At 48.4% G+C, this 12,566-nt stretch carries 11 protein-coding genes; 3 read left to right on the top strand and 8 right to left on the bottom strand.

Annotated elements, in window-relative coordinates; translation table 11 throughout:
- Window positions 1-106 precede the first annotated feature (106 nt).
- From H6G89_RS00060 to H6G89_RS00030, 7 genes are all read right to left on the bottom strand, one after another.
- Window positions 107-1,234 (bottom strand): nucleotidyltransferase family protein, encoded by a 1,128-nt coding sequence (locus tag H6G89_RS00060; RefSeq protein WP_190502940.1) that lies wholly within the window; start codon window positions 1,232-1,234, stop codon window positions 107-109.
- Between the two features lie 119 nt (window positions 1,235-1,353).
- On the bottom strand, window positions 1,354-2,070 hold the full coding sequence (locus tag H6G89_RS00055; protein WP_190502938.1) for a glycosyltransferase family 2 protein: 717 nt from the start codon (window positions 2,068-2,070) through the stop codon (window positions 1,354-1,356).
- 4 nt (window positions 2,071-2,074) lie between these two features.
- The gene (locus H6G89_RS00050; RefSeq protein WP_190502936.1) at window positions 2,075-2,770 is read right to left on the bottom strand and encodes a glycosyltransferase; all 696 of its coding nucleotides are present in this window, start codon (window positions 2,768-2,770) and stop codon (window positions 2,075-2,077) included.
- A gap of 81 nt (window positions 2,771-2,851) precedes the next feature.
- The gene (locus H6G89_RS00045; protein WP_190502934.1) at window positions 2,852-3,622 is read right to left on the bottom strand and encodes a glycosyltransferase family 2 protein; all 771 of its coding nucleotides are present in this window, start codon (window positions 3,620-3,622) and stop codon (window positions 2,852-2,854) included.
- Complete coding sequence (locus H6G89_RS00040; protein ID WP_190502931.1) at window positions 3,597-4,694, bottom strand: serine kinase; 1,098 nt, start codon at window positions 4,692-4,694, stop codon at window positions 3,597-3,599. The genes H6G89_RS00045 and H6G89_RS00040 overlap by 26 nt, the downstream gene beginning before the upstream one ends.
- 29 nt (window positions 4,695-4,723) lie before the next feature.
- The gene (locus tag H6G89_RS00035) at window positions 4,724-5,173 is read right to left on the bottom strand and encodes a PqqD family protein (protein WP_190502929.1); all 450 of its coding nucleotides are present in this window, start codon (window positions 5,171-5,173) and stop codon (window positions 4,724-4,726) included.
- A 605-nt stretch (window positions 5,174-5,778) separates the two neighbouring features.
- Window positions 5,779-7,008, bottom strand: coding sequence for an AGE family epimerase/isomerase (locus H6G89_RS00030; protein WP_190502927.1), 1,230 nt, complete (start codon window positions 7,006-7,008; stop codon window positions 5,779-5,781).
- Between the two features lie 666 nt (window positions 7,009-7,674).
- On the opposite strand from H6G89_RS00030, the gene H6G89_RS00025 reads away from it, so the two are divergent.
- Entirely contained in the window at window positions 7,675-8,850 is a 1,176-nt protein-coding gene (locus tag H6G89_RS00025; RefSeq protein ID WP_190502925.1) for an MIR domain-containing protein, read from the top strand.
- Window positions 8,851-9,123: 273 nt separating this feature from the next.
- Window positions 9,124-9,291: a hypothetical protein gene (locus H6G89_RS00020; protein WP_190502923.1), complete on the top strand. Its 168-nt coding sequence runs from the start codon at window positions 9,124-9,126 to the stop codon at window positions 9,289-9,291.
- Here H6G89_RS00020 and H6G89_RS00015 read toward each other — a convergent pair.
- Complete coding sequence (locus H6G89_RS00015) at window positions 9,242-10,414, bottom strand: GDSL-type esterase/lipase family protein (RefSeq protein ID WP_242059762.1); 1,173 nt, start codon at window positions 10,412-10,414, stop codon at window positions 9,242-9,244. The genes H6G89_RS00020 and H6G89_RS00015 overlap by 50 nt on opposite strands.
- A gap of 252 nt (window positions 10,415-10,666) precedes the next feature.
- On the opposite strand from H6G89_RS00015, the gene serA reads away from it, so the two are divergent.
- A complete protein-coding gene (serA, locus tag H6G89_RS00010) occupies window positions 10,667-12,253 on the top strand; it encodes a phosphoglycerate dehydrogenase (protein WP_190502921.1) in 1,587 nt (528 codons plus the stop codon).
- Window positions 12,254-12,566 lie beyond the last annotated feature (313 nt).

Raw genomic sequence — 12,566 nt, 5'->3', positions numbered from 1 at the left:
GCCACATTCGGTGGGGCGGAGGCAAGTCAGAAAGCCTCCCCAGCATCAGGGTTTGAGCTATTGCTTTTGCTTTAAGCTTTCTGACCAAAGCTGTAATTCATAATCCTTACGATTTAACTTTTAGGCTACGAACGCTCCACGCAAAACGAACGAGCCGAACCACCCCGTGAAGCGGAACCTCCCAGGGTTGCTTTAATCCCCACGATTGCTGGTAATAGTGGAGCAGACTCATCACCGAAGGATTTGCCCCTCCCTGACTGGAGTCTGCCTGTCTGAGATACTGAAAATACCTGGAAAGGGGCGATCGCCCCAATACTCCGCCAAATTGCTGCTCTAGCCACTCTAACGGCGAGAGAGGTACGGATTGGATACGGTTAATATGAGAAGCCGGAAGGGGCTCCAGAATAGTCGCTCCAGCATTGATCAGCTGTCGTAGAGGTAACATGAGGCGAGCCTTAGATGCAGCCTGAATCAATGATTCCCAGAAGTTTTCAGATGGGTTAAAACTCACCACTTTTGCAAAATCTGCTATCCAAAGGGGTGCGATCGCCCCATCAGCAGCGGTAATGCGGGTACAAATGTGGAGAATTTGAGCAATGGGATTGAGTGTGCGAATGGAGTTTTGGTTCAGTGACACAACTGCTGCTGTTTGCCAAAACCCATCGTCCTGGGCAGCGGATACATCACTGCCAAACATTCGCCAATGCAGGTGCAGAAGCTGATGCGAAGCATTCCACAGTCCAATTTTGGAATGGAGTGCCATAAAAGAATCTGTAAGTTCAACCCTGGCATGCCAATTTAACCTGGCTAAAACTTGAATAGCCTTGAGTCCGTCTTGAGGCGCAACTACAACATCTAATTGGTCGATCGGACGCATTCCCAAATCAGAGCCGTAGTAGGGCAACAGTGCGGCATCTCCTGCAACACAGCAGCGGATATTTGCCGTCTCAAATGCTTGCAAAATATCGGTGAGTTCCCGAATCCTCAGCTGATTACTATACCAGTGTCGTCGATAAACTCCCTGAAGCCGTGTCATCTCATGGCTCTGAATCTGGTTTGTAGCAAGATTCTTGTAAAGTAGGGGCAGCAGCCGATAGGATTCTGAGTCTAATTGCTCGATGTCTACCTGCCCCTGCCATTCTTGCCAAGCTTTAAGGCCCACTTGATTGGAACAGCAGGCAGCTTTGAGAAGCAACTGATGGGAATCTGGAGGGAGTGTGATAGTGTCAGGCATAGTAACTGGTTAACCTAGTACAGCAAAAAATAAGTTTTGAAAGGGGTGAAGGGGTGAAACCCCTTCTTGGGGGCTTCGCCCCCAAACCCCCTACATTGCAGAACTTTGTGTTCGCAACACTAGTGGGTTGGTTCGTGGGATGACTGGTTAGCCCGTTTGCGATCGAGTGCGGCTTTCAGAATCCGAACATACTCTAGTTGAGCCGTCTGCTTATGCTGAATTCCCTTATTGGTTGCGTGTATACGTCGTTTAGCAACAACATCGGCAAGAGTGTGAGTGACAAGCCCTGTCTCCGTTGCGCGAGCATACCAATCTGGAAACTCTGCTACTTTCCAGACGGTAGAAAAATTTCCTACTCGGTCAAATGCCTGCCGTTTGATTAAAAGAGCCGAAGGAATGCAACCTGGAATCGGATCAGAAGGACAGTGAAGCGTTGCTTGCACATCGGGGGGGAGGTCTGGGCTAAAGAACTGTTCAACCTGACCAGAAACAAGGTCAAGTGTTGGTTGTTCTGCAAAGGCACGCACTTGAACGGCGAGTTTATGCTCTAGCCAGAGATCATCTGCATCTAAGAAAGCCAAAAAATCACCTTGAGCCATCTGGATTCCTGTGTTTCGGGCAGCAGCGGTTCCCCCATTTTCTTGATACAGATAGCGAATCGTGTCTCCAAATTGCTGTGCAACGGTCGCTGTATTGTCGGTGGAGCCATCGTCAACCACAATTACTTCAAACGACTGATAGGTCTGCTGTAGGACGCTTTCAATCGCCTCACTCAGATAGCGATCGCCATTGTAAACCGGAATAATCACACTGACGAATGGAGAAGATGGCATCATTGGTTCATGACTCCTGTTGCAGCTGTCGTTTTCGCTGAATCGATGCTCTTAAAACCTTCAAGAGGTTTTGGTTGTTGTTCGTTGCATTAAAAGACAGGTTTGTCTGATGAACTCGCTTGTGGAGAAGCACCTGGGGAATGGTCGCTCCAACAATTTGGGCATCGTGACATCGGGCAAACCAGTCAACATCCTCAGCCGTGTTGAGAGTTGGGTTAAACAAACCTACCTGCTCAAACACTGTTTTTCGTGCCATCAGAGTTCCTGGCAAAGGAGCCACAACGGGTTTTTCTAACAGTTCTGGTCTGAGTCCGGGTGGAATTGGATGCCCTGGCTCTAGAAACAGTTGCATCTCAGCGATCGCATATTGCACCTCCGGATGGCTTATCAGATAGCTGATTTGAACTGCCAGTTTGTCAGAAGCCCAGTAGTCATCATGATCGAGAAAAGCAATCAGTTCCCCAGTTGCAGCGGTAATTCCCTGGTTGTAAGCCGCCGCACTTCCTAATCCAGGACCAGCAACACATTGAACATTGGTGTAGGACTGGGCAATGTTCAATGTGTCATCAGTGGATTGATCGTCCACAACAATGATTTCGGAGGCGGAGTAGGTCTGATTGAGAACGCTTTCGATTGCTGTTCGCAAATAGCGTTCGCCATTTTTAACCGGGATAACTACACTGACTTGAGGTGCAATATTCATTGAAATACCAATTTATTTATAGGCTCACGAATTGTTTGTAAATCAAATAGGATCGCTATATAGCCGATCCCTGATTTCTATCTAAACGCTGTAACTATTCGGAGGCATTCCAATATATTGAGAAATACTCGGACCTCTAGCGTGTGTTTGATTGACATCTCGACCGCTTTGCCGATAACGATCTAAATGTTTCTTGAAAATTTTGACAAATCCAACCTCTACTAACCGTTTTCCCTCCGTCATATTGTGGCGATGCTTGCGATAAAAAAGCCCAACTTGATGGATCAGAGCTTTAGAAATACCGTTTTCCCAGGCTCGAAAAAACCAGTCTACATCCTCGCCATATCTCATACTTTCATCAAATAAGCCAACGGTTTCAAAGACTGATTTTCGATAAAGGGCACTGCCCAAATTGATGTAGTTGTAGGGTGAGTGAACAGCTACAAACGTTGTTTTTCCTGTTTCACGGTCTTCAACTAACTCCATCTGTTGAATCAATCCCTGCACAATTTCAACTGTCGGGTGATCTATCAGATATTGAACTTGCGTCCTTAATTTGTCAGTAGACCAGGCATCATCCACATCTAAAAAACCTAAGATCGTTCCTTGTGCAGACCGGATGCCGTAGTTACGTGCTGCTGCCGGACCCTGGTTTTCCTGATACAAATAGCGCACACTAGGCTGAAACAGTTGGGCGATCGCCCGTGTGTTATCCGTTGAGCCATCATCCACCACAATGATTTCTAACGGCTCGTAGTTTTGTGCCTGAACTTCAGCGATCGCTCCCGCTAGAAAATCAGCCCCGTTATAAACCGGAATAATCACACTAACAAGCGGTTGATTCAGAGCCATGGATATCTTCCAGGAGAGTTAAAATAACGCGAGGAATTTGTTGCAGATCTGTCCCTAAATTGAGGGAATAACAGGGAGTCATCTGAACAACTTGAGTAATCAAATGACAAGCGGCTTGACCTGCGTTAGGGAGTTGCTTGATCGTGCTAGGAACCAGAGCGGTCAGGGCTGTCACCATAGACACAGGTGTGAGTGAGGTATCTAATCCGCCTGTGATTCGAGGGATCAGAATCGCCTTGAGCGGAAAGCCAGCAATGATCCGCTCTGGAAAATGCTCATACAAGAAATAAAGAGCTTTTTCTGTTTCTAGCCGCTCTTGATTGGTAATGATGGGTTTTAAGCTTGGCAGGCGATCGATATCGTTGGCTCGTTTCTTACCTGTGTTGTAAAGGCTATAGACTTGAGGCGCAGGTTGGGGGGTAATGGCAACATAATCATCTCCTGCATAAAGCAGATCGGAGTCAAGGCAGCAAAGGGCTGTGGTAGATTTGCCTGATCCACCTTTGCCCACTAACAATACACCCCCCGTCGATAAACCAACGGCTCCTGCATGAACCATTTGCACCTGTCGTTGACTCAACCAACTATGCAAAATGGTTCTCAAGGGTGAGCCACTCTCCCAATACGGGAGTAGTTGCGCGTTATTGACCCAGAAAATCCCCAAATTCTCCTGAAGATCCAGCAAACTCAGCGCGTTTGACCCCCACTGAAAAGCGGTCAAAAAGCGATCGGTATTGAATCCTAAAATTTCTCCACGTTGTTGCAGTTGTCCTCCCTGCCATGGTGGAGGTGGAATCGGAGTCTGCGTAGAGGTGCTATCCCAGATGCAGATTGTCAGGTCTGGCTTCTCTGTTGATTGCGGTAAATGGGCTAACGCAGAGGTTAATGGAGAGACTAAAGCATGACCTGCAAACCTTAACCGGATGGTAAAGCCTGCCAGTTTGTAGAAACGCTCAACCGTCTCTCCAACATGGACGGCTGCTTGTTGAAAAGACGCATAAATCTGGTCGAAAAACTCTGGCGGGTTGGCTTTTGCTAAGACCTCTGCCGTCGGGATTTTGTCAGTATTCATGATGGCTACTGGATAAAGCTGGCGATCGCCTAAGCGGCGGTATCGACTTGAGCATTAGGCCAACCCATTTCATCTACATCATGAATTGGATCGAGAGCAAGTAACTCTTCCATGTCAGTGTACTTGCTTAAAACAGGTGCCTTAAATGCGGTTTTTACAACATTGGGTTGAGCAACTAATTCTTCTACTTGAGCACCATTGGAGTTGGCATCAGGAACAATGATTTCCTCAGTTTGAAGCTGTTGCAGAAAAGTTTGAACGGTAGTTTCAGCGACATCAGGTTGAACATCATATAGCTGCAACAACTTGTTAACGATTGCAGGTTGAGATAAACCTTGTTCAATACCGCTCCAGATATCAGTTGCGGTGTCTAACAGGCTGTAATAGGAGCCTTGAGCCAGGTTGACGATGACAACTTCACCATCAATGGTTTCTTGTACAATCGTTGGGCTATTAATTTTGAAGGTTGGAGTAGTCATGGGGTGATGCCTCTTGGTAAATAGAATGAGGACTGTGAAAAGACTTTAGGGAAATCCCAACAGTAGCTGGGAAGACCTAAAAATTAGCACTACAGCGTTTACACATGATTCGGAAGCGAGGGATGGAGGCTTTGACCCAAGCCTGAGGTTTTGCCGTCCAGGCTTTCGATGAGCCAACCAAACCCCTGAAGCTTACGTCGAAGCTCCTGCACCCCGTTCAAAATCCAAAAGGATTGATATAAAGCAATCGTTATGACTTTAAAGACCCTGAAATGTATGAGTTGAGTTCTGTAGCTTACTTTGATCGAGTGTCTTTCTAATCAGACGCCTTCTTAAGAAGCTCAGTACAACTCGTCGTAAATAAGGGTGGAAATTTGGGATGCAGGGGCTTCGTCGTGAGCTTAGCCGAACGGTGGAACCCCTGGCTGGGGGCGCAGCCCCCACACCCCCTTATGTCCTAATGCATATGCGTAGGGCTATAAGTTAAATCTAAGTTAACTTCTAATTATCGCTGTGTCAGTAGAATTGACAGGATTTACAAAAATTTTATACGTTGACTGCACGATGTGAACGCAAGCTTCATCCTGTAAAAGAGATTAATCGCTCTACAGATCTGTTAACAATGCCAGACATTGCAACATGGCGCGTCCATTGTGATAAGGGGCTTTCCAGGCTCCAGCTTTACATCCTGAAGGTTGTCCATTCGGTAAAATTTCCATATACCACTCCCCTTGCTGCCAATCCACCTGATATTTAACAATCCAATCTAATGTCCGGTAGAAACATTGGAGATAAAGGTCTTCTTTCGTCAACTGGTACATCTGTAGGGCTGCAACTAAGCACTCTGCCTGAACCCACCAGATTTTTTTACGTTGATTGGCAGATGTATTGTAATATCCAGATTCATAAAAACCACCACGACGACGATCGCACCCATATTGCAGTGCGTATCGGAAGAATGAACGGTAGAGATCAAGCAAAGGATGGTTAGACAGTTCTACGGTTTGGCAGGCGATCGCCAACAACCAAACTGTTTCCAGCATGTGACCATAGGAAACCTGCTGGTTCTCTCGGCTATTGACAGGTGTCCAGTCCAGATGATGCTGATCGGTGCATACACCAATTTGTTTGCGAACAACTGCATTGCTAGTAATTACGATCAATTCCATTAATCGCTTGTGGACATTCACATCTTGAGTCACGCTGTAGTAGATTGTGAATGCCTCTAAGAGATGCAAATGGGTATTCAACAATTTGAATGTTGGAGGAACACCTAGATAGCCAATTTTGGTAGACATAGGTTGCCAATCACGCTGAAAGCATTCTCGATATCCACCGTGTTGAGCATCATAGGCATACTGTTCTAAGCAAGTAAAAAGCTGGTTAGCAAGCTCTAAAGCAGTTGTGTCTTGTGACGCGATCGCATATTCAGATAAGGCATACAGCGCAAACGCCTGACCGTACAGATGTTTACCAATTTGAAGTGGAGTTGCACCGGAAGCATCAACTATCCAATAAAAGCCACCGTACTCTTTATCCCAGAGGCGATCGCGTAGAAATTGATATCCATGCTGTGCAGCCTTACGATGATCATCCGTGCCATAGGGACTGTTGCTCAGGCGGGAAAAGAACCAGAGAGTGCGTGCCTGGGACACTAAATATTTCTCTGACGCTCCTTGATATTGGCTCTGAAGGTCATGATTCAACCGATAACCACCCTCCTGTCTATCAAGCGTTTGTGGATACCAGAAGGGCACAATGTTTTGCAGCAAAATTCGCTCCAGTGTTTCTGAAGCCTGCAATAAGCTGAAGGAAGATGGCTGGGATAAAAACATGTTTTATTCTGCTTCGCCAGATTCATCGTGTAATCGGTTTGTGCCAATTTATAGCAAAAAATTTATCTCCTTCATTGCTTATTAAAGAAGCTGTTAAGCACTGGGAAGTAGGAGGGTTAAATTAAACCGTCTGATTTTGCGGATTTCAATTCCGTTCAGCCCTCTTGTATCAGAATGTCGAGCTTGAACGTAGTCATACCGATTTAATGTTTGATTGTGGCAGATCCCTGGGGAGGGGCGTTTCGCGAAACGCCCTTACGGAATCATGGGCGGCGAAGCCAATTCAAATTGGTATCACTTTGAAATAGTGCCAGGGTAGGTAGACAAAATTAACCATAGATGCATTAGCCCCGCTGAAGGCTCAAACGCTCTCTGTTAAACGACTTCAAGCATTCAGTTTGATAGTGTGGCAGTTGCTAAACTGGCTGACTTACGATTTCTAACACTATGAAGATTGAGGTTTTTCATCGGTCTAATTATCTTGTTGCAACAGCCTTCAAACCACCATTAAACAGGTTATTTCACCTCAGAATAGTTCTCTCAAGCTTGTCTGCTAGAAACTATGCCAGATCTTTTTTTGGTGTTAAAAACCACATTTATTCGGAAATCGTTTGATGTCATGTGAAGCTCTCATCAAGAAAATCTTCACTTCATTAGGAGACACTTATGCGAGTTCGTATCGAGTTACTGGATGTTTACTGCAACAACACCGAAGACGTAACTGGAGCAGACACGTTGTATTTAACAGGTGGTGTTTCAGATGGCAGACAATCTCAACCAGTACTCACTAATCGCATGTGGATTAACGATCGCCAAACTCGTTATTTTCATCCCGATCGCCGCGTTATTTTTGATGCTCAGGTGCCCAATAGTAAGTCAGTTCACCTCGGCTTAACGGCTTGGGATGAGGATGCAGCAAAGGATTGGGCAAAACATGGTGAATGGGTGCAGCGGATTTCCAATCAAATTGCTAACGAATTGGATAAATTGCCCCGTGACCCGCACCAACCTTCGCAACCTGGCAACCCTCAAGATCCTGATCCAGCTAAAATTGCGGCGACCTTGTTGCGGGTTGGAGTTAAAGCTGTTGATTTCTTTGCTAGCCGTGACCATGACGATAACCTGGGTCAACTGGCAGTCGATGTTCCCGTCGGCGCAACAGGTACAGAATTACGTGAGTGGCGTTGTAAAGGCGATCGCTACGCTGGCATTTTGGGTTGGTCTACCTGGGATTACACCATTCGCTATCGCATCAGTCAGGTCCCTGATAGCACACCCAGCACAGCCGTCACCTACGGTAGCACGATTAAACTGCGGCATTGGGCAACTGTTCGCAATTTGCACTCCCACCCGCATAACTATGGACATCCCGGTTCCTCCGGACAGCAGCAGGTTACCGCTTATGAGTGGGAAGATGACAACGATCTGTGGCTGATCAAAGGACCCGACGGCACACCCAACCACTACAAATTAGGGCAACCCGTGCAACATGGGGACATCATTCGGTTAGAACACGTTCTGACACGTCGTAACTTGCATAGCCACGGTGGCATTGCTTCACCCATTACTCAACAGCAGGAAGTAACTTGCTTTGGCGATAACGGCAATGGGGATGGCAATGACAACTGGCGAATTGAATTGGAAGCTGGCGGTGGTGTATGGAGCAATAACGGACGCTTACGCCTGATTCACGCCAACACCGATCACGCGCTGCATTCTCACTTCGGATTCGCTCATCCCCACTGGACGATGAACCAGCAAGAAGTGACGGGCTTCCCCTTCAGAGACGACAACGACTGGTGGTCGATCTCCGAGTTGATGCCTTACGTCTACATTGGTTAGAGCTTAGCTTGCTCTAATACACCAACTGCTAAGTACTGCTATTCACAGATAGGGTTTGGAAATAAAATCAGGGGGGTGTGGGGGCTGTACTCCCCGCCAGGGGTTTCACCCCTGCACCCCAAATTCCCACCCCTATTTACGACGAGTTGTACTAAGGAAGGGAAATCAAATAAGTCCGATATTTGGCAGGGGCAGGTTTTGCCTTCAAATCCAGTGCAGGGCACAGATTGGTCTACTAAACCCGCCCTTACCATTTGCGGATTTATGATAGCTTTGGTCAGAAAGCTCAGGGCAAAGGCAATGGCTCCAACCCGGATTCTGGGGGAGCCTTCTGACTCGCCTCCGCCCCAATGGTGGCTACGGCTACATCAAGCGATCGCCCCTTTTTCCCTCATCCATTTGCCATCGCCCACTGCCACGTTGCATACCCGCGTGGGTTGAGGTGTAAGCCATCGGTGGTCAAATCGCGGCGCAAATCCCCTTGAGCATCGGCAAAGTAACCGAGCAAATCGAGGTAATCGACTCGTTCCTGTTTGGCGATCGCCGCAATGGTGGTGTTAATTCGGTGAATGCGACTGCTAGGAATCGCGGCGAGACGAGTCGGCAAAATGGAGTGGATGATAATTTCGGCGTTGGGGTGATTGCGTCGCAGTTGGCGCATGATCTGGCGTGAGTTGTTGATGACTTCGGCATCGGTCGCGCCTCGCCGCAAATCGTTAATGCCCACCATCACATGAATCGTATCTGGTCGAGTATTGGCAAAGGCAGACAAACGTCTAAGCACGCCCGCTGTGGTGTCGCCCGAAATGCCCTGGTTGAGCCAAAAGCGATCGCCTGCCAATTGCTCTGATGGATACCACAGGTACAACGAGTCGCCCAATAAAATTGTCAACCGATTAGAGCCTTGTCCCCGTGCCATTGCCCCGGCTTCCTGAGCTAACAAACTGACCCATTGCTCATAGGTGGGTTGCTGAGTCGCCTGTGACCAACTCTCCCAAAAACTATTGGCAGGTAGGCGGGTGTAGGTACGTCCAGATCTCAAAGCAACGACTCGTTGACGATAGAGTTGGCTACCCGATCGGGGTCGGAGGGTACTCGGAGAAACCGTTGTTGGATTGGGAGCACTAAAGTCTGGAGTGGGTAGGGTAGACGGTTCAACCCAGACAGGCGGTTGCAGGATTGAGGTCTGAGGGATCGCTGGGGCAATCCGGGTCGGGGATGTGATGTTCTGGATTCTCTGGGAGGATTGCCGTTGGGTTAAAGGTACGATTTGGGCAATCCTATCTTCTGCCGGACTTGCCACTGGTTGAAGTCTGGGTTGAGGCACAACGGGTTGGGCTGACGAGGACGAGGTGCCGGGATCAGCCTGCCCTGAACCCACAGAACTAAATTCGGGGGAATGGGTGGCAGTGGTAGCCATGGCATCTACGACAACTGTCTGCCCGGTTTCACCTCCCGAAGGGATGGATTTAATGGCAGCGATCGCTAGATTTGGCGGAGTGTATTCTTTAGCAACGGAGCTATGATGCAACAGACTGGCAGCTAACAGAGATAGATCGCCCATAGGTCGAATCCTTGACACCGTATGCTTACCTATTGACAGCGATCGCCACTCAATTCAGGAAACAAAACCCAAAAACTTTCTACGATTCCTGCGGGTGCGTCACATCAATGAAGTAAAATGACCTACTGTGGCAATTTCAGCCCGACCGTTCGTGTTTGGGTCTGGACAAACATTCGGTTTTGCGCTGCCCTAGCGATCGCTGCAATATAAAAATTAGCTGCAACTCCCTTTCATTGACTCAACCGACTTACCATGTCCAAGGTTCTCGTTTCTGATCCAATTGATCAAGTTGGCATCGATATTCTTTCCCAAGTGGCTCAAGTTGATGTAAAAACCAACTTGACGAATGAGCAACTGGTGCAAATCATTCCAGAATACGACGCACTCATGATTCGTTCTGGAACTCGCGTCACCAAAGAGGTGATTGATGCAGGAACACAATTAAAAATCATCGGTCGAGCCGGAGTGGGAGTTGATAACGTAGACGTTCCATCAGCAACTCGCCGTGGCATTTTGGTGGTCAACTCGCCCGAAGGAAACACCGTCGCCGCCGCAGAACATGCCGTCGCGATGATGTTGTCTATGTCGCGCTACATTCCCGATGCCAACCAATCCGTGAAAAGCGGTCAGTGGGATCGCAAAAGCTTTACGGGTGTTGAAGTTTATAAGAAAACACTGGGGATCGTGGGTTTGGGCAAAATTGGTGCTCATGTTGCCACGATCGCTCGTGCCATGGGGATGCGTTTGTTGGCATACGATCCCTTCCTCTCAAACGAGCGGGCTGAACAGTTGGGCTGTCAACTGGTCGAGTTAGATTTTCTGTTCCGTGAATCGGACTACATCACCCTGCACCTTCCAAAAACGGCTGAGACGCTTCACCTGCTCAATGCCGATGCCTTCGCCAAAATGAAGCCCACCGCTCGCATCATCAACTGTGCCCGTGGTGGCATCATCGACGAAGATGCACTGGCAGAAGCCCTGAAATCCGGCAAAATTGCAGGTGCTGCCCTGGATGTCTATGAGACAGAACCTCTGGGCGAATCGAATTTGCGATCGCTTGGTAAGGAAATCGTTCTGACTCCCCACTTAGGCGCATCCACCGAAGAGGCACAGGTCAACGTGGCGATCGATGTCGCAGAACAGATTCGTGACGTTTTATTGGGGTTGCCTGCCCGTTCGGCGGTCAACATTCCTGGGCTGCGTCCCGACCTTCTGGAAAAATTGCGCCCCTATCTGCAACTGGCAGAAACCCTGGGTAATCTGGTTAGCCAGCTAGCTGGTGGAAGAGTCGAGTCGTTAAACATTCGTCTGCAAGGGGAGTTAGCCACCAACGAAAGTCAACCTGTTGTCGTTGCGGCTCTTAAAGGATTGCTCTCCCATGCGTTGCAGGAACGGGTGAACTATGTCAACGCCAGCATTGAGGCAAAGGAACGGGGCATTCGTGTGGTTGAAACCCGTGACGCAACCGTTCGTGACTACACTGGATCGTTGCGCTTGTCAGCAAAGGGACCTCTGGGCGATCACTCCGTTACAGGAGCATTGTTGGGGGATGGCGAAATTCGGGTAACCAACATCAACGATTTCCCCATCAACGTTCCACCCAGTCGCTTCATGTTGTTTACCCTACACCGTGATATGCCGGGGATCATCGGCAAAATCGGTTCCATGCTGGGTAGCTACAACGTCAATATCGCCAGTATGCAAGTCGGACGCAAGATCGTTCGAGGCGATGCCGTGATGGTGTTGAGTTTGGATGATCCCCTGCCAGAAGGCATTTTGGCAGAGATCACCAAGATGCCGGGGATTCGAGATGCTTATACTGTAACGCTCTCCGCTTAAGACATGAGCAGACCCCCGATTTCGGGGGTTTTTATTTTCGGTAGTGTTTCAGATCTGTTGCTACTAACCCCCGGCTGTCGCCGTCCCCCTTACCAAGGGGGACGTAATTGCTCAACTGGGTTGACCTGAGCCCAGCTTTGACAGAAGATGGTAAGCTTTTGCTATGAAGGAATTGCCCCCACTCGATGGACTGAGCCACGCCGAAAAGGATGCCCTGATTAAAGGGCTGTGGCAGGAACTGCAAACGCTTCGGGCAGAGGTGGAAAAGCTGAAGCAAAAGCGGGTCAAGAAAACGTCCCGCAATTCCAGCTTG

This window comes from Oscillatoria sp. FACHB-1407 (assembly GCF_014697545.1).
In the GTDB taxonomy this organism is placed as follows: domain Bacteria; phylum Cyanobacteriota; class Cyanobacteriia; order Elainellales; family Elainellaceae; genus FACHB-1407.
Note: the sequence above shows the minus strand (reverse complement) of the source record. Positions and strands in the feature narration are given on the sequence as shown.